At 61.0% G+C, this 26,236-nt stretch carries 22 protein-coding genes; 6 read left to right on the forward strand and 16 right to left on the reverse strand.

Features of this window, described 5'->3' with window-relative positions:
* Positions 1–34: 34 nt before the first annotated feature.
* From C8261_RS12560 to C8261_RS12595, 10 genes are all read right to left on the reverse strand, one after another.
* Positions 35–3,181 (reverse strand): type I restriction endonuclease subunit R, encoded by a 3,147-nt coding sequence (locus C8261_RS12560; RefSeq protein WP_107494068.1) that lies wholly within the window; start codon positions 3,179–3,181, stop codon positions 35–37.
* Between the two features lie 58 nt (positions 3,182–3,239).
* Positions 3,240–4,145 (reverse strand): DUF3800 domain-containing protein, encoded by a 906-nt coding sequence (locus tag C8261_RS12565; protein WP_107494069.1) that lies wholly within the window; start codon positions 4,143–4,145, stop codon positions 3,240–3,242.
* 42 nt (positions 4,146–4,187) lie between these two features.
* Complete coding sequence (locus C8261_RS12570; RefSeq protein WP_181358942.1) at positions 4,188–4,997, reverse strand: DUF2971 domain-containing protein; 810 nt, start codon at positions 4,995–4,997, stop codon at positions 4,188–4,190.
* Positions 4,998–5,031: 34 nt separating this feature from the next.
* Positions 5,032–5,562 carry a hypothetical protein gene (locus tag C8261_RS12575; RefSeq protein WP_107494071.1) on the reverse strand — a complete coding sequence of 177 codons (531 nt, stop codon included), beginning with the start codon at positions 5,560–5,562 and terminating at the stop codon, positions 5,032–5,034.
* A 45-nt stretch (positions 5,563–5,607) separates the two neighbouring features.
* On the reverse strand, positions 5,608–6,372 hold the full coding sequence (locus C8261_RS17185; protein ID WP_146161680.1) for a hypothetical protein: 765 nt from the start codon (positions 6,370–6,372) through the stop codon (positions 5,608–5,610).
* Complete coding sequence (locus C8261_RS12580) at positions 6,369–7,706, reverse strand: restriction endonuclease subunit S (RefSeq protein WP_107494072.1); 1,338 nt, start codon at positions 7,704–7,706, stop codon at positions 6,369–6,371. The genes C8261_RS17185 and C8261_RS12580 overlap by 4 nt, the downstream gene beginning before the upstream one ends.
* Positions 7,696–9,255 carry a class I SAM-dependent DNA methyltransferase gene (locus C8261_RS12585; protein WP_107494073.1) on the reverse strand — a complete coding sequence of 520 codons (1,560 nt, stop codon included), beginning with the start codon at positions 9,253–9,255 and terminating at the stop codon, positions 7,696–7,698. Before C8261_RS12585 ends, C8261_RS12580 begins: the two co-directional genes overlap by 11 nt.
* A 174-nt stretch (positions 9,256–9,429) precedes the next feature.
* Entirely contained in the window at positions 9,430–9,921 is a 492-nt protein-coding gene (locus C8261_RS12590; protein WP_107494074.1) for a helix-turn-helix domain-containing protein, read from the reverse strand.
* 80 nt (positions 9,922–10,001) lie between these two features.
* On the reverse strand, positions 10,002–10,358 hold the full coding sequence (locus tag C8261_RS17190; RefSeq protein ID WP_146161681.1) for a hypothetical protein: 357 nt from the start codon (positions 10,356–10,358) through the stop codon (positions 10,002–10,004).
* 246 nt (positions 10,359–10,604) lie between these two features.
* A complete protein-coding gene (locus tag C8261_RS12595) occupies positions 10,605–10,937 on the reverse strand; it encodes a helix-turn-helix domain-containing protein (protein ID WP_107494075.1) in 333 nt (110 codons plus the stop codon).
* A 178-nt stretch (positions 10,938–11,115) separates the two neighbouring features.
* On the opposite strand from C8261_RS12595, the gene C8261_RS12600 reads away from it, so the two are divergent.
* The 3 genes from C8261_RS12600 (at position 11,116) to C8261_RS12610 (ending at position 14,055) form a co-directional block, all read left to right on the forward strand.
* Complete coding sequence (locus C8261_RS12600; RefSeq protein ID WP_107494125.1) at positions 11,116–11,997, forward strand: HrgA protein; 882 nt, start codon at positions 11,116–11,118, stop codon at positions 11,995–11,997.
* Between the two features lie 143 nt (positions 11,998–12,140).
* Entirely contained in the window at positions 12,141–13,709 is a 1,569-nt protein-coding gene (locus C8261_RS17490; protein WP_219905202.1) for an NUDIX hydrolase, read from the forward strand.
* Between the two features lie 22 nt (positions 13,710–13,731).
* On the forward strand, positions 13,732–14,055 hold the full coding sequence (locus C8261_RS12610) for a hypothetical protein (RefSeq protein ID WP_181358943.1): 324 nt from the start codon (positions 13,732–13,734) through the stop codon (positions 14,053–14,055).
* A 581-nt stretch (positions 14,056–14,636) separates the two neighbouring features.
* On the opposite strand, the gene C8261_RS12615 is transcribed toward C8261_RS12610, so the two are convergent.
* The 5 genes from C8261_RS12615 to C8261_RS12635 all read right to left on the reverse strand — a co-directional run bounded on the left by C8261_RS12615 (position 14,637) and on the right by C8261_RS12635 (position 24,040).
* A complete protein-coding gene (locus tag C8261_RS12615; protein WP_107494076.1) occupies positions 14,637–17,459 on the reverse strand; it encodes a DUF927 domain-containing protein in 2,823 nt (940 codons plus the stop codon).
* A gap of 417 nt (positions 17,460–17,876) precedes the next feature.
* A complete protein-coding gene (locus tag C8261_RS12620) occupies positions 17,877–18,107 on the reverse strand; it encodes a hypothetical protein (RefSeq protein WP_107494127.1) in 231 nt (76 codons plus the stop codon).
* 82 nt (positions 18,108–18,189) lie between these two features.
* Positions 18,190–18,654: a hypothetical protein gene (locus C8261_RS12625; RefSeq protein WP_107494077.1), complete on the reverse strand. Its 465-nt coding sequence runs from the start codon at positions 18,652–18,654 to the stop codon at positions 18,190–18,192.
* The gene (locus tag C8261_RS12630) at positions 18,651–19,781 is read right to left on the reverse strand and encodes a tyrosine-type recombinase/integrase (protein WP_107494078.1); all 1,131 of its coding nucleotides are present in this window, start codon (positions 19,779–19,781) and stop codon (positions 18,651–18,653) included. Before C8261_RS12630 ends, C8261_RS12625 begins: the two co-directional genes overlap by 4 nt.
* Before the next feature lie 395 nt (positions 19,782–20,176).
* Positions 20,177–24,040, reverse strand: a complete 3,864-nt coding sequence (locus C8261_RS12635) for a DUF3427 domain-containing protein (protein WP_107494079.1) — start codon at positions 24,038–24,040, stop codon at positions 20,177–20,179.
* Between the two features lie 252 nt (positions 24,041–24,292).
* On the opposite strand from C8261_RS12635, the gene C8261_RS12640 reads away from it, so the two are divergent.
* Together C8261_RS12640 and C8261_RS12645 are read left to right on the forward strand one after the other, a co-directional pair.
* On the forward strand, positions 24,293–24,538 hold the full coding sequence (locus C8261_RS12640; RefSeq protein WP_107494128.1) for a type II toxin-antitoxin system CcdA family antitoxin: 246 nt from the start codon (positions 24,293–24,295) through the stop codon (positions 24,536–24,538).
* Complete coding sequence (locus C8261_RS12645; RefSeq protein ID WP_107494080.1) at positions 24,538–24,837, forward strand: CcdB family protein; 300 nt, start codon at positions 24,538–24,540, stop codon at positions 24,835–24,837. The genes C8261_RS12640 and C8261_RS12645 overlap by 1 nt, the downstream gene beginning before the upstream one ends.
* Positions 24,838–25,156: 319 nt before the next feature.
* Here the strand turns inward: C8261_RS12645 and C8261_RS12650 are convergent, their stop codons facing one another.
* A complete protein-coding gene (locus tag C8261_RS12650; RefSeq protein WP_107494081.1) occupies positions 25,157–25,924 on the reverse strand; it encodes an alpha/beta hydrolase in 768 nt (255 codons plus the stop codon).
* Between the two features lie 16 nt (positions 25,925–25,940).
* On the opposite strand from C8261_RS12650, the gene C8261_RS12655 reads away from it, so the two are divergent.
* The gene (locus C8261_RS12655) at positions 25,941–26,159 is read left to right on the forward strand and encodes a DUF3820 family protein (protein WP_107494082.1); all 219 of its coding nucleotides are present in this window, start codon (positions 25,941–25,943) and stop codon (positions 26,157–26,159) included.
* Positions 26,160–26,236 lie beyond the last annotated feature (77 nt).

Consider the following 26,236-nt stretch of genomic DNA (forward strand, 5'->3'; position numbering starts at 1 on the left):
AGCGTGCCTCGCACCCCGCTCTGTCAATCCGCGATCAGGTCATCCACATCTCGCCCAGTGCCTTGGCTTGCTGCAACACGAGTTCCACGGCGGCTTCCTGCTGATCGGGAGGGTACTTGTACTTGCGCAGAATGCGCTTGACCATGATGCGCAGCTTGGCCCGTACGCTCTCGCGCGCTGACCAGTCGACGCTCAGGTTCTGGCGCAGATTCTCGGTCAGTTCATGGGCGATCTTCTTCAGCGTCTCGTCGGATAGCTCGCGCACGGCGGATTCGTTGTCGGCCAGGGCGTCATAGAAGCGGATTTCATCTTCGGTCAGACCCAGTTGCTCGCCACGGCTGGCAGCGGCGCGGAATTTCTTCGCCATCCCGATCAACTCTTCGATCACCTGGGCCGTCTCAATCGCGCGGTTCTGGTAACGCTTGATCACGTTGGCGAGCAGTTCGGAGAACTTCTTCTCCTGCACCAGATTGCCGCCAAAGCGGCTCTTGATCTCGCCCTCCAGTAGGCGCTCCAGCAGTTCCACCGCCAGATTGCGCTCGGGCAGGTTTCTCACCTCGGCCAGGAAGGCGTCATCCAGAATGCCAATGTTGGGCTTGTCGAGCCCCACCGCATCAAACACATCCACCACGTCTTCCGACACCACCGCCGCACCGATGATCTGGCGGATGGCCAACTCCCGTTGCTCGTCGGTCTTCTTCTGCTGGCTGAGATCGCGCTTGGTCAGGATCACCTTTACCGCCTGCATGAAGGCTACTTCCTCACGCAGGGCTTTGGCTTCATCCAGGGTGCAGCACAGGGTAAAGGCCTTGCTCATGGCCAGCGCCGTATCGGCAAAGCGCTTCTTGCCGTCTTTTTGCCCCAGCACATGGTTGGCTGCCCCGGCCAGGCGCTTGTGGCTGGCGGTGAGGAAGTCGCTGTAGTCGTAGCCGTGCAGCAGGGCACGCAGGATGTCGAGTTTTTCCTCCAATACCGCATAGGCCTCGGCCGCGTCCACGGTCGGGCGGCCCCGGCCCTTGCTGGCGGTGTACTCCTTCAGTGCGCTCTTCAGCTCATTGGCGATGCCGATGTAGTCCACCACCAGCCCGCCCTGCTTGTCCTTGAACACGCGGTTCACCCGGGCGATGGCCTGCATCAGGTTGTGGCCCTTCATGGGCTTGTCCACGTACAGGGTATGGACGCACGGGGCGTCGAAGCCGGTCAGCCACATGTCGCGCACGATCACCAGACGCAGCGGATCGGCGGGGTCCTTGAACCGCTTTTCCAGCCGCTTCTTCACCTGGGCGCTGTAGATGTGCGGGCGGAGCAGTGCCTTGTCGCTGGCCGAGCCGGTCATGACGATCTTGATGGCGCCTTGCTCCGGGTCCGGGCTGTGCCACTCGGGGCGCAGCTTGATGATCTCGTTGTAGAGATGCACGCAGATGTCCCGGCTCATGGCCACCACCATGGCCTTGCCGCTCTGGGCTTGGTTGCGCTCCTCGAAATGGGCCACCAGATCGGCGGCGACGCTGGCGATGCGCGGTTCGGCACCCACCACCTTTTCCAGGGCCGCCCATTTGCTCTTCAACCGGGCCTGCTGGCTTTCTTCCTCGTCCTCGGCTAGTTCATCGACCTCGTCGTCGATGGCCGGCAGGTCTTCCTGTTTCAGCGACAACTTGGCCAGGCGGGACTCGAAGTAGATGGCCACCGTGGCGCCATCCTCCTTGGCCTGCTGCATGTCGTAGACGTGGATGTAGTCACCGAACACGGCCCGGGTGTCGCGGTCCTCGCTGGACACCGGCGTGCCGGTAAAGGCGACGAAGGTGGCATGGGGCAGGGCATCGCGCAGATGCTGAGCGTAGCCTACCTGATAACGGGCCACCGGTTCTGCCGCCAGCAGCGCTTGGGTATCATTGGCGGCAGCCGCCGCAATGGCGCGGGGTTTCACGATCTTGAGTTTGGCCTCGAAGCCGTACTGGGTACGGTGCGCCTCGTCGGCGATGACCACGATGTTGTGCCGGTCCGACAGCAGCGGGAAGACATCCTCATCCTCCCCCGGCATGAACTTCTGGATGGTGGCAAAGACGATGCCGCCGGACGGGCGGTTGCCCAGCAGCGCGCGCAGCTCCTGCCGCGTCGTCGCCTGTACCGGCTGCTCTCGCAGCAGGTCCTGCGCCAGGCTGAACACGCCAAAAAGCTGACCGTCCAGGTCGTTGCGGTCGGTGATGACCACGATGGTGGGGTTCTCCATCGCCGCCTCCCGCATCACCCGGGCGGCAAAGCAGGTCATGGTGATGCTCTTGCCGCTGCCCTGGGTGTGCCACACCACGCCGCCCTTGTGGCTGCCGCCGGGGCGGGACGCATCCACCACCTGCTGGATCGCCGCCCGTACCGCATGGAACTGGTGATACCCCGCCACTTTCTTAACCAGGGTGCCGTCGTCCTCAAAGAGCACGAAATAGCGCAGGTAATCGAGCAGACAGGCCGGCGCCAGCACGCCCCGCACCAGGGTTTCCAGCTCATTGAACTGGCCCAGCGGGTCGAGTGTCACCCCGTCGATGGTGCGCCACTGCATGAAGCGCTCGGCACTGGCGGAAAGGGAACCCAGTCGCGCCTCGCTGCCGTCGGAGATCACCAGCAACTCGTTGTACTGGAAGACGTCGGCAATCTGTTCCTTGTAGGTCTGAATCTGGTCGAAAGCCTTCCAGATGTCCGCATTCGCGTCCGCCGGGTTCTTCAGCTCGATCAGCACCAGCGGCAGGCCGTTGATGAAGAGGATGATGTCCGGCCGGCGGGTGTGGTGCGGCCCCTTGATGGAGAACTGGTTGATCGCCAGCCACTCGTTACGGTCGGGTCTCTCCCAGTCGATCAGGCGCACGAAGTCGCCCCGGGTTTCGCCGTCCACCTCGTACTGCACCGGCACCCCATTGACCAGCAACTTGTGGAATTGCCGGTTGGCCGCCAGCAGAGCGGGCACGCCCAGCTCCATAACTTGCTTGAGGGCGTCTTCCCGTGCGGAGGTGGGTATCTGCGGATTCAGGCGGTGGATTGCTTCACGCAGGCGGAAAGGCAGCAGCGTCTGAGTGTAGGCCGCCCGCTCGGGCGCGTCGCCGTCGGGAGCAATGTCCAGGCCATAGCGATGGGTATAGCCGACATCCGCCAGCCAGCCCAGGGCTTCCTGCTCAAGTTGGTCTTCGGTCATGCTTTCCCCGCCCTAAACTTTTCAACCACGGCAACCTGCTTTGCTCTAAAATCAAGACCTAAGTGGATTGGGGGTTCCCGGTCGGCGCTATGGCCTCGGTGGGTTCATCGGGGCCTTTCGCTTTTCTGGGCGGGTAAATCATCAGCCCCACATTCTCATAGCCACATCCCACGTTGTTCCTCCCCCCATCGCAGAAAAATTTCTGCTTCAGCGTCTCGAACGCCTTGTTGTCCTGCTGCGGGCGGATGTAGTTGATGCCTACGGGGCGAGCCACCAAGTCGGCTAGTTGCAGCCCGGCCAAATTGGTTTTCTTGTCGGCGAAGACCACATCGAAGGGCAGTATCCGGTTGCCGGCGTTGTCACCATCGCAGATGCGGCGAAACTCTAGCTCGAGCTCGGCATCCTCCTTCTTGCCACGGCACTCCACCAGGACGTGCGTCTTGAATTCGTCCTGCCTCTTCTCGGCCAGAAACGCGCGCAGGGCCTCAAGGCAGACCCCGAGCGCAATGTGGTACGGATTGGAACTGGCGCCTTCACTGCGACTCAGGCGCACCTTGTCAACGACGCAAGCGATGAGAATGAAATTACTGGCATCCATCACTGACGACAGGCGATCCATGAACTCCTCGCGCGTTGGCCGATGGCTCAGGAAGGCGAAATCCCCCTTCTGCTTACGGATTTCGTTCTCATGCAAGACCACGCTATCGTGACCAAAGTAGTTGAACTTCAGCTTCTGCACGGCAGGGGCGATCTTCTCCGCATAGTGCCGCTTGTGGAAGACGCACAGTGCCAGCACAAACACGGGATAGTCGCGGTCGATGCTGGCCAGGGAATGGTCGCCGCTTTCATCCACGTAGACGATGTAGTCGCTGAAACGCCTGTCCACAGGTTCCGAGGCTGGTTGCTCAACCGGAATGGCTTCGACGGACTCGAATAGAGAGTACTGGGTGCCTGGACTGGTCATGCAGTTATTGCCCCACCGAAGACATAAAGTCGGGGTACGTGCTCATGCCAAGGGCTCCATGTGAAAACGTCCGTGGGCATGAGTATTCACCCCCAAAGCCGTAACCCCCAAGCGTGCCGCCGTTTCCTTCAGATGCGCCCGTAACGGTTCCGGCATCGCATGGCCGGCGATCAGGCCGGTCATGCGCACGAAGTTCGGGTTTAGCTTCACGCTCTGTGCCTTGCCGGTCAGGCAAACCAGTCGGACCTCCTGCTCGTAGGCCCAGTCGGAATGCTTGGTCGCCAGAACCCGATACAAAAACTGATGGGGCGTGAACATGGCCTCGGACAGGCATAGCTCGGGGATTTCCGAGGTGTACTGAACGGGCACATAGCGGACATCCTGGTTATTCAATGTCCAATCAACCTCGTACTCGATGCAAAACCCCTGGCCCTGGTCCGCGTAGTGCGCCCACATCAAGCGGCTGTCCCACTGTGGTGTCAGACAAACCACGCCAAACTGTGAGATACGTTTCTCGATGGCGTACTGCAGGCGTGCGTCCCAAGCCTTCTCATGCCCTGCATCATCCGCCGTCCACTCTCGGAATTCATTAGCCAGGGCCGGATCAATGAACAGCGCACCTTGGTATATGGCCGGGTCGGCCAGCAATTCCGACAGCGCCCGGCGCATGGCAGCATCGAACCCTGGAGCATCGCACCAGCGGTCCAGCATCAGATTACTGATGCGCGGCTTCAGGTCAAAAGGATCGTTGAACTTGGCCGGGTCGGAAAACCAAACCTCCCCATTCTGCAACAGGCTCAGGCGGTCATCGCCCGGTGTGAGGGTGGGCTGGTAGCGGTAGAGTTTCCTCATTCCGAACTTGCTCCTCATTCACTTGTCTCGGTCATCAAACAACCTCTACCTTCCCGACGAACCTCCCAGCGATCTTGCGCTGCTCATCAACGAAACGGAGTACATGAGCCTCTTCAGCTGCGCAGTCATCCGGCATCCACTCACCATGGCTTGCTTTTGACGCATCAAAAGCAGCAGAGGATTGCTGCAGGTAATCATCAAAAAGCGCCTGGTTGCGCTGATTCAGATATGGACGGATGCGATGCCCGTCGCTGTGCAGATCGGTGATGACCTTGACGATTTCTGCCTCGGTTTCATTAAAGCCCAGCCTTGAAAGCGAAACTTTCTCACCGACTTCTGAGTGGACGAGATGCTTTCCCATGAACTCGACCCGCGACAAGGATTCGAGGAACTGTTCCGTAGCCCACTGTTCCTTCTCCCACTTCCACGCATGCTTCTTGAGGCGCATCGGAAAGGAAATCTGTGCCATCCATGCTGCGCCAAAATTTCCCAATCCGACCAAAAGAAGTATCAAAATCGAAGGGACTCCGTAGAGGCCAAGCACATGCTTTATCTCGTCAAACATTTCAGGATCGCCCCCGATGTATTCTCTGCAAGCCCAGCCAAACGGTTAATCATTCTTCATATCAAATGTCTCGATGATCTTTTGAGCAGGAATCGGTTTTCCGCCCCCTATGAATGTGCAGGGATAGTGGCTACCCAGTGGCATTGGCTCTCTTTGATGCGCCCTGTAAATGTACTGCCAGAGATTGTTGATATACGCGTCGGGGTCGCTGGGGCTGGCTGAAAACTTGACGATCACGGGCTTGAGAAATATTTGTAGCTGCTCTCGTAGCTCTTGTGCATGTGAAACCCCGTATTTCGCCTGCCATACAGTCCCGACTAAAAACTCGGGAAGGGAATAGTCCAGCCCCGTGCATTCGGCAGATTTCGCATCGTCAAAGGTATCAAACGCGTAGGGGCCTCCAGAAGACATTCCCTCAAAAGCATTACGTTCTTCGATATTTTTGATTGCCAGGGCGACATCGCTCTCGGCAATGCAAACAAGCCTTGCCGCCTTGGTTAGAAAAGTCCGGGCACCAGAAAGCGAGTCAAGTAATCCGTCCTCAAACCATACAGGAGTCCCGTCGTAAGCAGCACGGTGGTAGTAGGTGACTTCGCCAAAATCCCGGTTCGGCGAGGCTTTTAGATGTGTGGCCATCAACGATGGCAAATACGGCGAGCCAAAAATTTCCCGATAACAACTATCAGGTGCACTGAGAAAATCAGGCCAGTCTCCATTTGCCACATTTTCAATCATGCCAACGCCGACTTGATAGATTGCCGCGAGCGTTTTGATCGCATGAGTGATGTCGTCACAACCAAGAGGAGTCATGAAGCAAAGTCCGCAGGTTGAGCTTGATCTTCACCCAATCGCAACTGCCCGGAGATCAGGCGGGGCAGCAGGGTATCGCGGAGGGTGGCGAGGGTTTGAGCATGTTCAATGTTTTCGTTTGCACGCTCGACAAACGAGGTAACCACCTCGCTGAACGCTATCTGCACTGACTCCGGTGGCAAGATGATTGGCATGTACTCAAGCGACTTGCCCCATTTGGCGTAGGGAATCGTTGAGCCTTCCGAGTGCTGTGTCGCGTACTCAATCGTGGCTTCTTGAAATGCCAGAAAAAGTGCGAAGCCAGAAGCGTTAAGATTGTTCGATTTCAGCGTAAAGACCGTCGTTCGCGTAACGCCGTCAAACGGCGCAATGCAAACTTTATGAAAATACGGGCGCATTGCGCCAAACAAAATATCCCCCCTGCGGAACAGAATCAGGCTGCTATTGGCTTCTTCACCTGATTTGTATTCCTGAAGAAACGGCATCTTGGCGCTGATGCTCTCGATTGGTACATACGGGAGCGCCCTCGTTTCGTCGGATGGTTTTGTTCGCTCGTTACGGAGCGCAAGGACATCACCTAGCGTCCCAACCCGCCACCCCCTCGGCACAGGCCCCAGTTCCGATTCCTCGAACCCATCCGGGAACAGGGCAGCGGTGGCTTCATCCATGCCTTCCGGGGCCAGGCCCTGCTGTTTGGCGCGGACGGGGTCGAAGTCCACGAACCAGGACTTGAACAGGGCCTGGGCGATGGCTTTGAGGGTGGCGTTGGTTTCGCGCAGGAGGGTGATGCGGTCGTCGAGGGCGCCAAGAATGCTTGCGATTTCGTTCTGGAGGTCAATGGGGGGAAGGACAACAGGGAGTTTTCTTTGGGCGGTTATCCCAATATATGCACGTGTTGAGCCTGCTCCAGCCCAAGCGCCCAAGGTTTGTTGAAAAGGAGCAGAGTCGAAGTAATACTTCAGGTATCGGCTATTTAGTCGCTTGGCGTCCAGCACTCTGTAATACGTCACCTGAGGCGTTAATACCAAGTATTCGGTTTCGATTTTGCCGACCAATGCCGTGCGACCAATGGTCGCTTTGTGCGACAACAGAACATCCCCCGTTTTTGCAAACCCTTTACGCAGTGCAGCAGCCTGTTGCTTCGTGATGAACGCACAGTTAATGGTGTCGACAAGGCCATCTTTCATGTCCGAGGCCATGATGAACGGTATGCCTGCGGGAACGAAGTCAGAGGCCTTGGGGTGAATGGCGCCATGATTTCCATCAAGGGGTGGCCCCAATACCTTCTGAGTGACCAGTTCGTCAACGGAGTATGTTTGCCACTCAGAACTCATACCCCAGCCCCCCCAACTTCTGCCGGATCAAGGCATCCAGCTCCGCCCCCTTGGCCATCTGCTCCCCCAGCTTTTCGGTGAGGGCCTGCATCTTGTCCGCAAAGGCTTCGTCGTCGTCTTCAACGGCTTCGGCGCCGACGTAGCGGCCCGGGGTCAGCACATGGCCGTGTTCGGCGATTTCGGCGAGGGGCACGCTGCGGCAGTAGCCGGGCTGGTCGGCGTAGGGCTCGGTGTTGTCGCCCGCCTCCCCGCGCCAGGCGGCGACGGTGGCGGCGATACGTTCGATGACGGCATCGGTCAGTTCCGCCTGCACCCGGCTGATCATGCGGCCCAGCTTGCGAGCATCAATGAACAGCACTTCGCCCTTCCTTGCCGTCTTTTGCTTGGCGAGGAACCACAGGCAAGCAGGAACTGGGGTGTTAAAAAAGAGTTGGCTAGGTAAGGCAACCATCAATTCCACCACGTCGGCTTCCAGCATGGCACGGCGGATGCCGTCCTCGCCGTTCTGGCTGGAGCTCATGCTGCCGTTGGCGAGTACTACACCGGCGCGGCCCTGTGCCCCCAGATGGTGGAGTATGTGTTGAAGCCAGGCGTAGTTGGCGTTGGCGGCGGGTGGAGTTCCATAGACCCAGCGCGGGTCGCCTTCCAGGCTACCGTGCCACCAGTCGCTATCGTTGAAATGCGGGTTGGCTAGTATGAAGTCCGCTCGCAGGTCCGGGTGCTGGTTGCGGGTGAAGGTGTCGCCGTATTCCTTGCCCAGGTTGAAGTCGATGCCGCGAATGGCCAGGTTCATGGCCGCCAGCCGCCAGGTGGTGGGGTTGGATTCTTGGCCGTAGATGGAGACATCGCCCAGCTTGCCGCCGTGGGCTTCGATGAACTTTTCGGACTGCACGAACATGCCGCCGGAGCCGCAGCAGGGGTCATACACCTTGCCGTGGTGGGGGGCGAGCACGGCCACCAGGGTCTTGACGATGGAAGCCGGGGTGTAGAACTGGCCGCCCTTCTTGCCTTCGGCGCTGGCGAACTGACCCAGGAAGTATTCATAGACCTGACCCAGTACGTCGCGGGCGATGTTGGCATCTTCGCCAAAGCCGATGCTGGAGATCAGATCCACCAGTTCGCCCAGCTTGCCGTCCGGTAGCTCAGCGCGGGCGTAGCGTTTGTCCAGGATGCCCTTGAGGCGGGGGTTTTCCTGCTCGATGACGGTCAGCGCCTCGTCAATGCGCTTGCCGATGTCCGGCTGCTTGGCGGCGGCGCGGATGCTTTCCCAGCGGGCGGCTTCGGGCACCCAGAAGACGTTGACCTCCTTGTAGTAGTCCCGGTCTTCCAGTTCCTCGGCGAGGAGTTCGTCGTCGCAGTCGTGCAGGAAGTAGTCGTCGGCCTCGTCGGCAAAGCGGCGGGTGAGTTCGACGCGGCGGGCGGCAAAGGTGTCGGAGATGTACTTGAGGAAGATCAGGCCAAGCACCAGGTGCTTGTATTCGGCCGCGTCCATGTTGGCGCGCAGCTTGTCGGCCGTGGCCCAGAGGGTCTTCTTGATGTCGTCGAGCATAGATGGGTACTGTTGCGCCAAGCAGTGATGAGCCAGGCGGGATGACATGCCACTAGATTGAGAGGTGAGTAGACTACAACGGCAGGCGCAGCGTTGGCGGTGTTCGATAACGAGGGTAGTACCGCTTTCTGCGGGCCTGTTAGTCTCCGGGGAGGGTTGGGCGCTATCGCGCTTTCAGTCTCGTTCAATCACGATTACGTGCTCACCTCTTGGCGCGACCACTGCGTCCAGCCCCCAGGCCTTACGCTCGAGATCCTGAACGGTCTTCAGTGAGTCTGCGATGACCTTTGCCAGCTTCGCCTTCTCAACGTCGCCACTTTGAAGCGCCTGATAGACGATCTTGCGCGGGCCGTCGACCTCTCTTCGGTGCCGCTCAAGAATCGCAGCGCGCCGGGCAGCGGCTTCATCGACACCGGACTCCCTGATTGACGCAAGCCTTGCAGCGTCAACTTCACCGTCAACCAGGTGATCAGCCTTTGTCTGCGCGCGGGCGGCCAACTCCGCAAGGCTGACCACGCGCTCCCATTTCTCGGCCGTTGCACGCTTGTGGACCGCTTGCTTGGAAACACCAAACTGCGAGGCGAGATCCGAGAACGATAGCCGCGGATCAGTTTCGTACTTCTGGCGGACAATCGTCCATTGCTCGGAGGTGAGACGCTGGGCCATGTCGATACCGCTCTAAATGAGAACAGGGAGCAGTTTGGCGTCACGTCGGACGAAGCGCAGTAGTGCTGTGGTGGAGCAATTCAGGGCAGCGGATCGGCTTTTGTCCGGCGACCGTGTAGGTGCTGCTCCAGCCTGGCAAATTGCGAGCTCAAGCATGAGCACGGCCCGGGCATTGCGGCCCCGCAGTAGCCGTTCTCGTCGAGTGGTCCGCTAACCGCTGCGTCACTCCCAAACAGGGTTTCGACCGCTCGATTTACGACTCTGATCAGGGCCTGGCGCTCCGCGAGAAACTCCGGCTTACCAACGATCTCGGTAAGTCGATCCAGCGCCCGCCGGAGAATGTCGAGTTCGGCCCGTTCAACGTCCTCGGCTAGTGCTGCCAGACTGGAGAAGGTTTTAGCGATCGGTGCCGCTTTGTCAGATTTGTCGATGCTCATTGCGTAGCGAAGGTTTGCCCAGGGCAATGAGATTAGCAGAGCGGTGCGCCTTACCGTTGTCGCCTACGCTTCCCTCCGCTGTTCTACCTTGGTCACCACGCAGTGCAACGATCACGTAGCCGCTGAGCAAGGCGACGCAGTCCTGGCCGAAAGTTCGCCGCTAGTCTGGTCTGAATCTTCGAACCCGCCTGTTGCGACCGCCAGAGACTGTAGCGCAGCACTCTCCTACCGCTCGAACGTAGCCCCCTACTTCACGTCGTTCGTCAGATCCCCGAGAAGTTTCACAAGCGTCGCCTTCTGCTCCGGCGGCAAGGATCCGAACACACGGACAAACTCTGCCAGGTCGTCGTCTGGCGAGTAGAAGAATGGGGGTGGAACTCCAAGCACAGCGGCCAGTTTCTCCGCGATAGCGAAGGGGGGCTCGTGTGTGCCGTTTTCGTATCGGCTGATACGCGCACTGCTTGAAAGCTCGTCGATGCCAATCAACACACCGAGCTTGTCCTGAGGGATGCCCGCCCTCAAGCGCGCCTCGCGCAGGCGGCGGCCAAACAGGGTCCGGGGCGTTGTGTACTTCGGCATCCTTCGATAGTCGAAGAACGCTCTTGTGGCGATTCTACGTAAAACGTAGGATTAACCGGATTTGCATAATCGTTTCCCGCAATCTGCTCCCCCTTCAACAATGCCTACACCCTCACCTCTTAGCGTCACCTCCAGCCTCGGGGATCTGGTCGTTACGATCCTTAGCGACACCCCCGGAATGCAACTCAGCTCCGCGGAGCTCGCGGGGCTCATCGTTCAGAACTTCCCTGACTGGTGCGCGAAGAAACAGCAGAACAGCAAGCCGGGCGTGAAGATTGAGGCCCAGATCGCCAACGAGATAAGCAGCCGCCGACCCCAGTGGCTGAAAAAATACGCGGCGCTAAAGTGCTCGGACACCTCACCGCGGAAGTATTCGTGGGGAGACATGGAACCTCTCGCAGAGGCGAACCCCGACAGCGAACCGACGCTTGAGTTGCCTCAGCAGAAGCTGAAGGAGTCAGACCTCTATCCGCTCCTCGCACACTTCCTTTGGGTTGGTCCTATGCAAAATCGGGTCTATCCCAAGCGAATCGACGAGAAGACGTCATCGAACAACCTCGGCCCCAAGGCAAACGAGTGGCTCCATCCGGACGTCGTTGGCCTAGAGGATCTGATGGCCGACTGGCAGCCACAGATCCAAGACTGCGCCGAAAAGGCAGGTGATCAACGAGCCCGTTTGTGGTCCTTCGAGGTCAAACTTCGGGTATCGCGCTCGTCGGTCCGCCGAGACTATTTCCAAGCTGTCTCGAACTCGTCATGGGCGAACTTCGGGTATCTCGTGGCAGCTGAGATCGATCCAGACACTGATGCCGAGCTAATGATGCTGCATGGCCTGCATGGCATTGGATTAATCGAACTCAACGTCGATAATCCTGCGGAAAGCGCCATCCGCATCCCCGCACGAGAGCGCGATGCGGTCGACTGGACGACCAGCAACCGACTGGCCAAGGAAAACAAGGATTTCAGGCAGTTCGCCAAGCTTGTTGCCGCCTTCTACAAGACGCGCGAAACGTCCGAGAAGGAGTGGGACAAGCCGCTCACGATTCCGGAAGGCGAATAGGGCAAACCGCAACCCAAGCGTTCCGTTGGCCATCTGCTACGACCTGCCGCCAGCAACGCCACCGAAATGCCGATCACGTAGTACCGAACTAGGCAATCCCGATGCGAGCAGCAACTGAACGCGACTGGAACAACCTCCAACCCATGCCGCGCGACCACGAGCGCATCTCGCTCGACCTCGCCTTCACCGCGCAGCAAATGTGCAGTCTGCGGCTGGGCTTCATCCCTGTCGACCAGGGCCAGAAGTGGTTTCTCTACTTCGAGGACGACACCCTGCATATCCACCGCAGCTGGACCGGCTACAAGATGTTCGAGGTGGTATTCGCGACGGATGGCGACCCTGCACGGGCGCGCTTCGCACGGGTGAATCTCGACCCCGAGTGCTACTCCGGCACGCTGGACGAAGCGCGAGAAACGCTGCTCGAGCTGCTGCAGTATTACGCCTCGGACGAGGCCCACGAACCCTACGAGCCGAGCTTCGTGAGCGCGCTGCAGGAAGCGACACAGCCCAACTATCTGGGCTCGCCTCAGGTGGTCGGGGAACTGCTGCTGCCGTTTTTCAAAGGCGCGCTGTGCAAGGAACTCCCCCGTCATGTATCCGGGCTGGAAGTCATGCCAGAGTTTGAGGAAACCAGCTACAGCGATCTGCTGGCCATCAATCAGCGCATCACCTCGGTGCTGTGCGGCGAGGATGAGGCATTTCACGGGCTGGAAGCCTGGCGAACCGAGAAGGGTCTCGGCCAGGCGATCATCCACCAACTCGGCCTCGACGCAGGCTGGTACGCGGACGAGAACCTCGGCTGCATCGTCAGCGAAGGTCTGGCGGGGGTGTCTTCCCAGATCACCGGGATCGTCGATGACTGGGCGAAGGAAGACGCCCCCCTCGATTTCGATGATCTGATGCACTACGTTGCGGTGCTCCAGCAGTTCACCACCAGCGTCGTGCTGGGCACGCACACGGTGCTCTTCCCCGGCATCACGCTTAGCGACTTCACCTGGGAGAGTCGAACGCGCTTCGTGCGCCTTGACGATGAAGTGGGGCAGGAGGCTCGCGAGGAGGAGGATCTCCTCCCCGGCCCGCCGGTGCATCCACGGCCGGACGACAAGGGCAAGCCGGTGAAGCTGACCGCACCCAGCACGCCGACCGCATTGTGGACCTGGCAGGACGCCGCCAGCACGGCGGTGGTGATCCCGGACGGCCCCATGCCGACGGAGCTGGCGGGCATCGGATTCGACTCCTGGCGAGGAGCCCCCATGGACAACGCCGGCTGGGAGCAGCTGGCGGCACAGAGTCTGATCGACGAACCGCCCTTTGCTCCGCCCCCAGGCAAGAAGGCGGCGGCCGGGGTGGTAGTCGTGGAGCGTGACGGACGCGTGTGGGTCGTGGCGCCCAGCAATGCCTTCGGGAACTATCCGGCAACCTTCCCCAAGGGCACCCGCGACGCCGGCATGAGCCTGCAGGGTACGGCGCTGCGAGAGGCGTTCGAGGAGGCGGGGCTGCGGGTTGAACTCACCGGGTTCCTCGTCGATGTTGCCCGCTCCACCAGCCACACGCGCTACTACCTGGCCCGCCGCCTAAGTGGCAACCCGGCGGACATGGGCTGGGAGAGCCAGTGCGTAATGTTGACGCCGGTCTCCGAGCTTGCCGCACTGCTGACGAGCAAGAACGACGCCCCCATCATCCAGGCCATCAAGGCGCTCGCATCACAATGAACCGTTTCCGGAGGAATGCCTGATGTGGATCTTTCTGAGCGACTCGTTCCTGAGCATCGTCGACAAGGGCGACCCCAGCGGCGCCACGCTGCTCGTGCGTGCCAGGCGCCGCGGCGACATCGAGGCGGTGTTCCCTGATGCCCCCGTCGTTGAAAACGCCGGCACGGACTACCGCTATCGTGCTCGTATCGACCGCGAGCAGGTCGCTCTGGCGATGGCCGAGCAAGTCCGGGCGATCCGGTATCCGAACTACAAGGGGGCTGTTCGCGACGAAGCCCTGCACAACGCGTGCACGAGCGTCTGGGGCGTCATGGCGCGTCTTCAGGATGACAAATCTCACCGTTGATCCGCCGCGCAGCGCAGGAGCGCGCCAGACGACCGAACGCCCCACCGGTGATGCCCCCCGTAGGCCACAGGTCGGATCGGGCCGCGTTGAGCCTGTATCGCAGCCGTGGGCGGCTCGGTGCGCGCTGGTCAGCCTGCAGGCGAGGCCAGCGGGCCGGCAGGGATGGCAGCGCACACCACCACACCCGCCTCCACATCGGTCCGGTCTCGACAGCAGCGAGTGCCGGCATCCGATAGCCGAACTCCCGGTTTGTGCCACCTGTATCGCCTGCGATTTGACTAGGCGGCACAGTGAATCCAGCGTCGCTATTGAGTGTGCCGCTGGTGCCGCTTGTGCCGTCTACAAATAGGGGTCGCGTGAGAGAACCCGAGCCACCAGGAGGGCTTGAAGCCGCAGTGCCCGACCTTGCTCGTACCTTGTCGAAATTGAGCCGTACAGGCGGCACAGACGGCACATTCAGTGCTGGAGCGAGTTCTGCCGTACCGCCGGCACGTCTCACGCCCGGCACAGAATGCACAGCATGACGGAAAAAGCCGGGACAAGACCGGCTTCGTGGTTCGTTCATCCGACGGCACAAGAGATCACACAACGTCGAAACCACCCTGCAGAGCGGAGTAATTCACCTCGTAGACCTTGGCGGTCACGCCGCGAATCCGCACAGACCGCCGGCGCTCGCCAGTCCCCGCAGCCTTGGGGATAACACCGCACGCCTCCAATACATCGAGCGCGCGCTTGAAGTCGTAGCCCTTCAGCGCCTCGCGCAGTCCATCGCCGGTGAACAGGTACAGCCGCCCGCCCGTATCGTCTGCCTTCCACCAGCCCGCACGATCACGCACCACGGTCGAGTCCACCGTCCAGGCCGAAAAGCGGCTGTCGCCATGTCGTTCGATGAACGACGTGAGACGATCAAGGATCTGTCTACGCTCGTCGTTGCCCTTTCCGCGCATCGATCGCCACAGTTCAAAACCGGTCACGGCTGCAGCCGTGGCAGCACCCTTGTTCCACCCGGTGATGCCGTACTCGGTCGCCAGTTCTCCAGCCAACGCGAGCAGAGCGAAGCGGCCCGCAGCCCGTCTATCTTGACCCTCTCCGTCACTCGGGTTCAACTCCGGCAGCAACTTGATCTTCTCAAGCTGTGCCGCGAGATCTCGCGCGTCCCCTGTCAGTCGCTCAAGGAATGCACGCCCAGCGTTTCCGTGGTGCTGGCGTGCTGCCCGCTTGATGGCATCAGACAAGGCAGTCCCGGACGAGAGCCCGTGGAGTTCGTCAAAACATCCGAAGCGCCGCACCACGGGAATGTCGAGCAGGCGCACCGCCTGCCCAGCCTTGGTTCTGTGCCCGCCATCCGCCATCGTCGTGCCGATGCTGCGCTCGCCGGTTGAGACAACAACAGCCTGCCAGCGCGTCACAGCCCTCGCTGACCCGGTTCTGTTCGCGCGCTGCTTGCCGGTGCCGTTGCCGAGCGAATACACAATCGCGCCGACTTCTCGCGGGTCACACTCGCTGATTTCGTCTAGAGCGAGCAAGCAGTCGTTGAACATCGCCGCCGCGCCCTCCATGCCGTTGGCGGTCGCACGCCAACTGCGCTTGTAGCCCGGACCACCCCATACAGAGCACGCGGCTTCCAAGATGGTGGTCTTTCCGGTGGAACTGTCACCGACGAAGTGTAGCCCGCCGCCCTCCGTGTTCGTTCGCTTTAGCAGCGGACCAGCAAATGCTGCTGAAAGTGCAAGGATGAACATCGGGTTGCCCTGCGCCCGCGCCGCTATCTCTTTTCGCCACCCTTCGAGCGTACCAGCTTGCCCGTGCTCTTCATGTGCGCGTTCCCCGGACTGAAAGATTACACCGGACGCATCAGGGCCTATAACGGCATCGGGAAGCACAAACGCGGCGCCGCACCATCCGACCTGAAGGGCGCAGCGGATCCGCTTTACCGGAGGCCGGTCCTGCAGGTAACGCGAGAGCGTCTGACGCGCACACGGGTCGATATCAAGGCCCATCGCAAGCAGCTCGCCGCGCAGGTCCGCACCGTCACCTTTTAGCAGTTCCATGGGCATTGCCCACGTGCGCCACCGGCCCGCCGTGGTCCGAAAACGAAGCAGTCGGCCGAAGTTGCTCTCGGTGCCATCGAACGTCTGGGCCAGCACATAAAGCGGGCCGCACACAAACGAATCGACGGGCGAGGGTTCGCCGCTCTTCGGGGTGGACATGGTGTGATGCCACACGCCGGGTCGAAGCCTGCGGCCAGTGTCCAGAACCACCCAGTCATCGTAGACACGGAAGCATGGGCGCTCGCTTTCAGGCACTGAAGGGGTAGCTTCATGCTGCTTGGCCGTGCCCGCCGGATCGAGGGCTGAATTGGGCTCGGCCAGCAGCGCATCGCCCGCTGGAGCGTCTTCGACCTCCGGCGCCACCGGATTGCCATGCAGCACGCCGAGCAACTGCCGTCCGGCCTCGTTTGGGCCGAGTTGAGACCAAACATCCCAAAAATCGACGCCGTCGCCTTCGACGCCCTCCGGGACCGCGACATACCCGCCAACTGCCGCGGCAGCTTGGCGCGCTTCGCGCTCAGCGCCGACGTCCGCAGCGATGACGATCTTGATGTCCGGACGGATCGCCCGTACTGCCTCAGCGGCCGCCCGCAGGTTCCCCTTGCAGAACGCCGCCACCGCCGGTTTGCCGGTCGCGTCGGCACATGCGGCTGCCGTGGCGACGCCTTCCGCGACGATAACCTCCTTCACCGCGCCATCCGAGAACTTTCCGATCGCGCAGAAACCGCCGCTTTTCTGGCCGCCCCGGAGCGATCGCTTCTCGCCGCCCGGGCTAATCGCCTCAATCGACATGAGGTTCTGATTCCGATCGAAGATCGGCGCCAGCAGTGCGTCAGACCAGCCGTCCTGCGGCCAAGGACCGCGGCGCACCAGCGAGCCGAAGCCGAGACCGCCCTTCCGCTCGACATACGGGTGATCGGTGAGGTTGGCGGAGGCTGCGTTCCAGATCGCACACGCACGCTCGGCGGCCTCCGCGCGCTCGGCTTCCAACTCTGCGGCTGCCCGCGAGGCACGTTCGGCCCGCTCGACACGGCGGCGCTCGGCCTCGGCGGGATCGATCGCGATCGGGCGAGAGTCGTCGCGCCAGCCGCGCTGGCGTGCCTCGAAGTACAGCGACCCAGCCGTGACAGGACCACCCGCCTTGGCAGACTTCCAAGTTGCCGCTGCGGCACGCTCGTCGAAGTTTATGGCCGTGCTCGACCAATCGAGCCACACATCGCGGCCTGCTTCGCCGAGGGCGTCCTTCGTCGCAAAGGCCATCTTGACCCATAGCTCCCGGTCACTCGCATCGAGGACGCTCAGTGCGCTCGCGACCCGCTCGGGCGTGTCCTGCTGATATGTAGCGGCAGTCATCACGTGCCCCTTCGCGCAGTCTGCTGCCTGGCAAGCTCAGCTGCCAACTCGCAAATTTGCCACATCTCCACCGGATGCAGTCTCCAGCCGCGCGAGTTACGCCAGCCGATACGCATCGCCTCACGACGGTAGGTGCAGGCAGGAATTATGCGTTGCCAGCCGCGAGGTAGCGGGCCATAAACTTCGATATGCGCTCGGCCTACCGAGAGGTAGCGTGCGACCGAGACTAGACGGCCGGCGCCGAAAAGCGCGATAACGTCGCGTGTAAACTCAAGTTCATCAACACTCGGCTGGGGGGGCGTCGAGAATGTTGGGGCGTAAGGAGGCGGATGCCCGCTTTCCAAGCTGATCGCGCACCCGCGAGAGCCCACCTGCATGGGAGCATTCTTATGTGAGGCTGTCATTCCGCAGCCTCTATCAGTGCTTGCTGCGACGCGACGGCATTAGAGCGGCGCAATCTTCCATCTGGCGACGCCAGTCGGCAGCGGCCTCGATGGAGATCAAGGTCCGGGAGCCGACTTTCATGATCCTCGGACCTCTACCTTCTTTGATGAGCTTGTAGAACAGGACCTTCGTGAAGCTGTGCGCCTTGCAAAACTCAGCAACGGTAAAGGCGCCTCGCGGGGTAGTGGTGCTCGGGGTTTCCATCTGGGCTGTCTCCATAAATTGAAGTCAGCAGGGATATTCACCCACAAGACAAAGCACTACCGAATGGTCAATTCGGAATTGATCACTCTCTCTGGTAGGCCGTCGGGTTGATTGGAAATATATCAGTGGGCTGTGGAAGTTCGCTGTCCGCGGTAACGCCTTTGCAGATCTCCTTGATCCTCTCGGCCTTCAGCGGGACCTCGCCGTCACAATCGCTCGAAACGTTTTCGCAGGCCACGGTCTTCGACTCGCCGGTTTCCCGCATGCGGTCGCGGACCGCCATCTTGATCTCCCAGTCTCTCAATGCGTGGTTGCCTGCGGAGTTGCCCCGGCGGCTCTGCGACCAACCGAAGGCCTGATTCGGCTCCTTGCCCGCTGCGATCGCAGCCAACGCAGCTTCAAGCCAATCGAGCGCATCGTCATGACGCACCTGTGCGGTTCGGCGATCCTCTGAGATCGACCGAAGCGCGTACTTGGCCATCGTGCGTACAGCCAGTTTGTTGCCGGGCTCCAGCAGCCCGCCGTCGACAAAGAACTCGCGGCTCATATCGCCTGTACCTTCGCGAGCTGGGCGAGCACGCGCTCGCGGATCAGATGGCCGTAGTGCCTAGAAATCATCTCGATACTGGTGCCGCAAATCTTCGAGACGGTCATCGGATCCATGCCGCTCACCAGCATCTCCGAGATCGCGACATGGCGCAGCGAATACATCACTACGGTCTCGGGCAGTCCTGCGGCCTTTCGCGCCTCTTGGAAGGCGTCGCGCCACTCGAAACGCGTCCAGGCGACTCCGGAGCGCGTCAGCAGCGGTTCATCAACATCGCGCTGTCCTGAGGCAGACTTGAGCAGCGCAAGCGCCTTCGGTGAAACAGGGATGGTGCGACGTCCGGTTTTGCCGCTAACAGTCAGCAGGCCGGCCGGATCGAGATCGCCCACGGTGCAACTCGCCAATTCGCCCGGGCGACAGCCGGTCAACAACATAACCTGGAGGAACACAGTCAAATCGGGCGTGGCGGCAGCGATTAGCTTCTTCCGATCGGCCATCGTCAACGATACGTCGCGGCGCTTGCTCGCGCCCTTGAAGGCCTCGACGCGGTCCCATTGCGCAGTGCTTCCAGCCAGGCCCATGCGGTAGGCCAGGTTCAGCGCAGCCTTCAGTGTGGCGAGATTCCTGTTCGCGGAGTCCTTCGCGCGGCGAGCTGCATCCGGGTCCTCGTCCTCGTCGTCCTCGCGGTCGACCTGGGAGTTTCGCCAGTCGGTAATGTGTGCTGTACGCAGCGCGGGTAGCTTGATACGGCCGAACTTCGTTCCGTATACCAGTCGCTTGAATCGACCCTCGGCGTCTTTGGCAGTGGCGTCGCCCTTCGCGCTGCGCCGGTCAGCAACGTAGCGCCTGCAGGCTTCCTCGACGTCGACGACTTCGGTGCTGCCACCATGGCACAGCTCGAACCATTGGCGAGCCGCCTTCGCGGCGTCGTCATAGGTGGCGAGACTGCCCAGCGCTCTGTATTTCTGCCCGCCGTCCTCGGCGCGCCAGCGTGCGATCCAGGTGCCGGTGCCGTCTGCCAGCTTGCGGTAGCCGAGATAGCAGCCGGCCTCGATGCGGTTCCAGTAAGGCTCGCGGCGGGCCTTAAGCTTCTTGCGGTCGCCGACTGTACTGATCGCGGTTGCCATGCGTTTCTCCGAGTACGGAATTCGTACGGAAAACTAACATGAACTTAAGCGAACTTCAATTATATAAAAATGCGAAAAAACAGAACGTTAAGAACTTGCCTGAACACCAATTTACTTGACTCCCCGGCCCTCCGAAGGCAGGGGTCGTGCGTTCGAATCGCGCCGGGCGCGCCAGATACATCAATGGGTCAGATCCTCACGGGTCTGGCCCGTTTTCTTTTGTGCCCACGCTTGGCCCAAGCCGGCGTGACGTCAGTCTGGCCCTGGCCCCGTTTGACCCTTGCTCGCCCTGACCGGGTTGTCGGGAATGTGCTCGACCAACTGCTTGAGCCTGCAGCCAAAGTAGTTGCGCAGCCGATCCAGTACGCCGGTGGTTGCGTTGTATCCGCGGCATCTCACTCCACTTCAAGTACGACGCTGATTGGTGCGCTGCCGCTGTGGCTCCTGTATCGGGCCTTCCCGCAATACACGAACGGCGCGGCCTTCCCATTCGTTAGCTTCGTTTCTCGTACGAAGAGATGCAGGGCGATTCCCAGTTTTTCGTGCTCGATGATCTCCCGTCCGCGCTTGCTCTCGGGGGTGGTCGAGTTCTGGCTTGACCATTGAAAGGTGCGATCGTCGATCCAGCGGTCGAGATAGCGATGATCTTGGGATTTGCCTTGCTTGTTCAAGGTAACCAACAACACCTGGGCATTGCGCTCCGGGATCGCTACGTGCCCGCTGTTCCAGTTCCCCGGATTGAACTCGACACCGAACAGCGGCGGGATCTCTTCACGCATGAAGGATTCGCCGATTGCGAGTTCGAGCGGGTCGATGACTGCTTTCAGGCGGGCGAGTGTGCGCAGTTCGTCCGCCATTTCAGGCGTGACGTGGATGTCTTCATAGTCTGGGTTGTTGGCGACGAGCACGTAGCTGCCATCGCGTTGTTTGGTGACGGCCCGCAGCAGATACTGATCATCCCCCGTACGATCCTGGCGCTCGATTGCCATGATGGTGCCGGTAATCGAGCCGGCGTTGGTTGGGGTGACGAGTTCGAGTAGCAGATAGTCCCCATCACGGATTGGGTTTTTGCCGCCGTTCATGGAGTTGCCCGAAGCACGGGCAATGAAGTGGCGGGCGGGATCAAGGCGACCATAGTCTGCACCCACGCGGCGGTGTTCCTCGATATCGGCGCGGGCGGTGCGGAAATGGCCACAGGCGATGCGCAGATTGGGAAAGTAGGGGAGCTCCGTCCCCTCCGGACGCTGTCGCTGGATAGGAATCACGTTGTCGGCACTGTGCGTCGCGGTGCGCCTGGCTTCATAGGCGGCGAGGCGATAGTCGATCAGTTCTTGGACTAGATTCGTGAGCGCATCCTGATGCTCGGGTGGCACTCCGAGAACGGGCTCGAAGCAATCGCTGCGCACACGGAACAGGCGGTCCTTCTCTGCCGTTTGATTACCGCCGATCCAGGCGTTTACTGGATTGTCCCGCCAGTAGCGCTGCCAACTGGCCGTTGTGCCGTCTTCAGTATTTCTGACGATGTCGGGGAGATCGGCGAGAAGCGGCCGGCGGCGCTGCAGAACTTGCCATGAGCGTTCCGCGAGTTGTCCGAGGCTGGGTGCAGTGTGCCAGCCGTCGAGTTCCTGGAAGGCTTCGAGAAGTACCATCTTGAAGCTCTTGGTCATCGCGGTGGTCTCGAGTTCGCGCAGCAGTATCTGGTGCGTTTCGAGAATGATCGACTCGGTCTCACCTAGATCACCCTGCGTTTTCACTAACCCGAACCAGCTCACGTACTCCCGACGCATCCGTCCCAGGTTAGCGCCGCTGCGGTAGAACTCGGCCAGCGTCGGGCGGCGTCCCAGGCCGTCGCGCAGCGCCTCGTAATCGCGGGCTACGCCGTCGCCATCGAGTGATTTGAGGAAGTCGATCAACTCCAGGTCGAAGTTGATGTAGCAGCCGGAGGGGAGTTCGAGCCTGCGCGTCTCTACCCTGCGCGCGAACTCCGCCAATTGCTTGTATCCGCTGCCGAACTGCCCAAGTGCCTGTGGTTTGTGCAGGAAACTGTGATGGTTGCCGATGAAGTCGAGTACCACCAGACGTTCCTTGCCCTCGGCGCGGCGAAGTCCGCGGCCGAGTTGCTGCAGGAAGAGGATTTTCGATTCGGTTGGCCGCAACATCAGCACTGTGTCGATGGTGGGCAAGTCGACGCCCTCGTTGAAGAGGTCGACCGAGAAAACCACCGCCAGTCGCCCGTCAGCGAGTTGCTCCAGTGCCTCGCCGCGTGCCAGCCCCGAGCCGGCATACACGGCTGCTGCTGGGATGCCTTGCAGGCTGAACTGTGTCGCCATGAACTCGGCGTGTCGTACTGATACGCAAAAGGCGAGCGTGCGTTTTTGTGCGCGCTTGCGCCATTCCTTCAGTGCGTGGCGGGCGCGAGCGAGGGTGGCGAGCTTGTTCGACAGCTTGTCGGGGTCGAAGCGGCCATTTCGCCAGGGAATCTCCTTGTAGTTGACCGAAGCATCCCAGACCCCGTAGTAGTGGAAGGGAGCGAGCAGGCCAGCGTCGATGCCCGCAAAAAGGTTCCGGTCGAAGACTAGGTTGTCGTCACAGAGGGACAGGATGTCTGATTGGTCGGTGCGATCCGGTGTAGCGGTGAGGCCGAGCAGGAACTGCGGCGCGAAGTGGGTGAGCAGTCGGCGGTAGGTCGGCGCTGCAGCGTGGTGGAATTCGTCGATCACGACGTAATCGAAATGCTGCGGTGCGAACCGTTCGAGGTGTGCATTGCGACCGAGTGTCTGTACCGAGGCGCATAGCACGTCGACCTGTGTGTCGCGAATCTGGCCCATGTAGTAACCGACACGCGCGCGTGGGCGGATGCGGACAAAGGTGTCCGCAGCCTGTTTGAGGATCTCTTCGCGATGGGCGACGAAGAGCACGCGACGGGCGCCGAGCTGCTCGGCATCGAAGGCCGCGAGCCAGGTTTTTCCGAGGCCTGTGGCGAGGACGACCAGACCCCGCCGATAACCTTCGTGCCGTGTGCGGGCGAGCGCGGCCATTGCTTCCTGCTGGATCGACGTTGGCGTCGGGGGCTTCTCATTCTCCTCTGCGCTCGGTTCGAGCGGCCGTGGCGGTATAACGCGGCGCGCTTCGTAGCGCTCAATCCACGCGTCGTTGAGTTCCACCGTACGTGAATCCCGGAACAATTCTTCGAAGCGGGCGCGCGCTTCCAGGAAACCATCGTCACCCGGGTAGTCGATGCGGTAGTTCCATTCCAGCCCGTCGGTGAGCGCGGGTCGGCTGATATTGCTGGAACCGATGAAGACGGTGCCGTGCTGCGCGCTTGGGTTGGGTAAGTGGGTAAACAGGTAGGCCTTCAGATGAAAGCTGCGGTCACCAGCCTCGAAGATTCGCACCTGTGCGCCTTGCTCTTGCAGCAAGATCAGCAAGCGCAGCGCCTTGGGGTCGGTGATGTCGAGATAGTCGCTGGTGAGGATACGGACGCGCGCCGGCGATCGAGACTCGGGAGCTCGTCGGCCGAGCGCGTCATAAAGGTCGGGCAGCAGCAGACGCAGGCCACTCGCCTGCACGAACGATACTGCTAGATCAATCTCGTCCGCGCGGGCGATCGATTGACAAAGCTGAGAGAGCAGTGGGTGTTGCGGCTCACCAGTGAAGAGGCGCCGGGTCGGCACGGTCTTGCGCCGCAGTAATCCATTAAGCCAGTCTTCGCTGCGCCCAGGGCGTTGGTCCCCCGTAACCCAGCACTCCAGCGATTCCATTTCGGGCAGCCCCGCGACCCATTCGCCGAGCCGTGTCTCGGTCGCATCGGTAAAGCAGCGTTCGCCTGTGCAGCGTTCGCCCTCGCCGTGTTTGAAGCTGAGATAGAAGACGCCACCCGGTTTGAGGCTGGCCCACAAGCGGCCAATGGTCGCGGGCAAGTCGGCCTCGGGAACGTGTAGCAGGCTCGCGCAAGCCCAGATCCCGTCATAACAGTTGCGTTCATCGACGTCCTCGAAGCGGCGCAGTTCGACTGCCTGACCCGCGTTCTCTTGCGCGAGGCGAACGAGTTCGGCAGAAGCATCGAAGGCGCGTACTCGAAATCCGGCTCGAACGAAGGCCTTGACGTCGCGCCCGGCGCCGCAGCCAGCGTCGAGGATCAACCCGCCTGCGGGGATGTTGGCGAGGAAACGGCTGTGCAGCGCGGACATATCTACGTCCAGCGTGCCCTTGGCGAATTCGGTGGCGTTGATGTCGTAGTAGCGGATGGTCGGGGACATTCGGCTAGTTGCCTCAATGCACAGTGAGGCGGGGTCGTGGATCAGGCTTCCTGCACATGCCGGGAGACTACCAGGTTCCCGCGAGCGCGCGCATTCAAGAAGGTGGCGTGTCCGATTCTGCGCTGGTCGCCCGCTTCGAGATCAATCTGGATGCGGAGGCTCCGATGTTGCCATCGATGCGCATTCATGATGTTCCAAACCAGGCGCATGCATAGTACGCTCTTGCCCATACCTCATCAGAAGGCCCGAACCATGTCCATTGATCAGTACGCAACGGCGCCAAAAAAGGCCACCAACGTCTCGTTGGCTGAACCCCTCCTTGCAGAAGCAAAGGCATTGCGGATCAATGTTTCACAAGCGGCAGAGGCCGGTTTGGCCAGAGCCGTGGCAGAAAAGCGCGCAGCGCTTTGGGTTGCCGAAAACGCGGAAGCGTTCGAGTGCTGGAATGCCTACGTCGAAAAGAACGGCTTGCCCTTGGCCAAGTACAGGACCTTCTGATGGCGCAATTCACGGTCTACCGAAACCCTGGTCACCTTGGGTATCTGCTCAATGTGCAGGCGGACGTGAATGGCCATTTCGCAACACGCGTGGTGGTTCCACTGTTCCCCGAAGGGGAAATTCCTCACTTCGCGAAAACGCTCAACCCGGTGTTTGAAGTTGAGGGGCATCGCGTGGTGATGATGACCCAAGGCTTGGCCGCTGTTCCGAACCAGTTGCTCAAGCAGCCAGTGGTATCACTTGAATCCAGGCGCCCGGAAATCGTTGCGGCTTTGGATCTCTTGTTCCAGGGCTTCTGATCCGTCACTGCGCAGGCAACAACGTGTTTGCCTCAAGGCTCGTGTGTCTGGAAGAACGGGCAAGGATTCCAACTCAGCTCCTCATCCCAAAGGTGCCAGCCCGCCGCCGCCGTGCCCTCAGTTGGGGGCCTGTTTCGCTTCGTTGCCGCTAAGGTCATCAAGCCATGCAGATATGGCACCGCCCATTCTCATTCGGCGGCCAAGCCGCTTATTCACCCGGCAACGAAATACGCTATTCCGTTCGCCCTGAGCTTGTCGAAGGGCGTTCGTGCCGACTGGGCTTCGACAGGCTCAGCCCGAACGGTATTTGATTGCCGGGTTAATAGCTCACCACTCCGCCCTCGACACCGGGCCCGTCCATTCCGCACACACGCCGCAGCCAGGCGCCGATATCGGCGATCTCCTCAAGGTTCACCGAATGCGGCAGCTCATAGCTTCGCCACTCCGGCGCCATGCCCAGTTGCCTGAGCAGCTCGGCCGCCTGCAGTCCGAGTGTGGGCGAGACGACATCGTCGTCGGTGCCGTGGGCGGCGAAGACCGGGGTGTCGCGGCGTGCCGCCTCGAAGCCTTCGATCAGCAACCGGGGGCTGGGGATGTAGGTCGACAGGGCGACAATGCCGGCCAGCGGGGCGGGGTGGGTGAGTCCGGTCATGTAGGCCACCGCGCCTCCTTGCGAGAAGCCCGCCAGGATGACGCGTTCGCTGGGTATGCCGCGCGCGGCTTCGCGCTCGATCAGCTGGCGGATCAGCGCACGCGATTCGAGCAACCCGGCTTCGTCGATCTGCCGGCTGTCGGGGGCCAGCGAGACGATGTCGTACCAGGCGCGCATGACGTAGCCGCCGTTGCAGGTCACCGCGCGGTAGGGTGCGTGCGGGAAGACGAAGCGCAGCGCCGGGGTGCGGGGCAGGCCCAGTTCGGCGACAATCGGTTCGAAATCGCTGCCATCTGCGCCCAGACCGTGCATCCAGATCACGCTGAAGCGCGGATCGGGGCCGGTTTCCAGCTCGATGGGCGGGGTGTCGAAGAGGGGGAGGTTCAAGCGGCTCACCTTGCAGAAACCGAGCGCCAGGGTGGGGGCGCTCGTCATGGAGGACGGAAAACGGATGAATCCAGAACACCTCGAATTGCTGCTGACCCGCGCGATGCCCTTCGGCAAGTACAAGGGCCGGGTGATCGCGGACCTGCCCGGATCTTACCTCGCCTGGTTTGCGCGCAACGGCTTTCCGCCCGGGCAGCTGGGCCAGTTGCTGGCGCTGATGCACGAACTCGACCACAACAACCTGAGTGGGTTGCTCGATCCGCTGCGCCGGCGAAGTTATTAGCCCGGCAACGAAAGACGTCACACGGTTCGCCCTGATTCTGGAAATCTTGGCATTGGAGGTGGCTATCAACAAGTCTT

It is taken from the genome of Pseudothauera lacus (assembly GCF_003034845.1).
GTDB lineage: Bacteria > Pseudomonadota > Gammaproteobacteria > Burkholderiales > Rhodocyclaceae > Pseudothauera > Pseudothauera lacus.

Bases quoted from the DNA above. Each gene is read 5' to 3' on its own strand.
- C8261_RS12560 (WP_107494068.1), bottom strand. From the start codon at position 3,181: ATGACCGAAGACCAACTTGAGCAGGAAGCCCTGGGCTGGCTGGCGGAT.
- C8261_RS12565 (WP_107494069.1), bottom strand. From the start codon at position 4,145: ATGACCAGTCCAGGCACCCAGTACTCTCTATTCGAGTCCGTCGAAGCC.
- C8261_RS12570 (WP_181358942.1), bottom strand. From the start codon at position 4,997: ATGAGGAAACTCTACCGCTACCAGCCCACCCTCACACCGGGCGATGAC.
- C8261_RS12575 (WP_107494071.1), bottom strand. From the start codon at position 5,562: ATGTTTGACGAGATAAAGCATGTGCTTGGCCTCTACGGAGTCCCTTCG.
- C8261_RS17185 (WP_146161680.1), bottom strand. From the start codon at position 6,372: ATGACTCCTCTTGGTTGTGACGACATCACTCATGCGATCAAAACGCTC.
- C8261_RS12580 (WP_107494072.1), bottom strand. From the start codon at position 7,706: ATGAGTTCTGAGTGGCAAACATACTCCGTTGACGAACTGGTCACTCAG.
- C8261_RS12585 (WP_107494073.1), bottom strand. From the start codon at position 9,255: ATGCTCGACGACATCAAGAAGACCCTCTGGGCCACGGCCGACAAGCTG.
- C8261_RS12590 (WP_107494074.1), bottom strand. From the start codon at position 9,921: ATGGCCCAGCGTCTCACCTCCGAGCAATGGACGATTGTCCGCCAGAAG.
- C8261_RS17190 (WP_146161681.1), bottom strand. From the start codon at position 10,358: ATGAGCATCGACAAATCTGACAAAGCGGCACCGATCGCTAAAACCTTC.
- C8261_RS12595 (WP_107494075.1), bottom strand. From the start codon at position 10,937: ATGCCGAAGTACACAACGCCCCGGACCCTGTTTGGCCGCCGCCTGCGC.
- C8261_RS12600 (WP_107494125.1), top strand. From the start codon at position 11,116: ATGCAACTCAGCTCCGCGGAGCTCGCGGGGCTCATCGTTCAGAACTTC.
- C8261_RS17490 (WP_219905202.1), top strand. From the start codon at position 12,141: ATGCCGCGCGACCACGAGCGCATCTCGCTCGACCTCGCCTTCACCGCG.
- C8261_RS12610 (WP_181358943.1), top strand. From the start codon at position 13,732: ATGTGGATCTTTCTGAGCGACTCGTTCCTGAGCATCGTCGACAAGGGC.
- C8261_RS12615 (WP_107494076.1), bottom strand. From the start codon at position 17,459: ATGACTGCCGCTACATATCAGCAGGACACGCCCGAGCGGGTCGCGAGC.
- C8261_RS12620 (WP_107494127.1), bottom strand. From the start codon at position 18,107: ATGGAAACCCCGAGCACCACTACCCCGCGAGGCGCCTTTACCGTTGCT.
- C8261_RS12625 (WP_107494077.1), bottom strand. From the start codon at position 18,654: ATGAGCCGCGAGTTCTTTGTCGACGGCGGGCTGCTGGAGCCCGGCAAC.
- C8261_RS12630 (WP_107494078.1), bottom strand. From the start codon at position 19,781: ATGGCAACCGCGATCAGTACAGTCGGCGACCGCAAGAAGCTTAAGGCC.
- C8261_RS12635 (WP_107494079.1), bottom strand. From the start codon at position 24,040: ATGTCCCCGACCATCCGCTACTACGACATCAACGCCACCGAATTCGCC.
- C8261_RS12640 (WP_107494128.1), top strand. From the start codon at position 24,293: ATGTCCATTGATCAGTACGCAACGGCGCCAAAAAAGGCCACCAACGTC.
- C8261_RS12645 (WP_107494080.1), top strand. From the start codon at position 24,538: ATGGCGCAATTCACGGTCTACCGAAACCCTGGTCACCTTGGGTATCTG.
- C8261_RS12650 (WP_107494081.1), bottom strand. From the start codon at position 25,924: ATGACGAGCGCCCCCACCCTGGCGCTCGGTTTCTGCAAGGTGAGCCGC.
- C8261_RS12655 (WP_107494082.1), top strand. From the start codon at position 25,941: ATGAATCCAGAACACCTCGAATTGCTGCTGACCCGCGCGATGCCCTTC.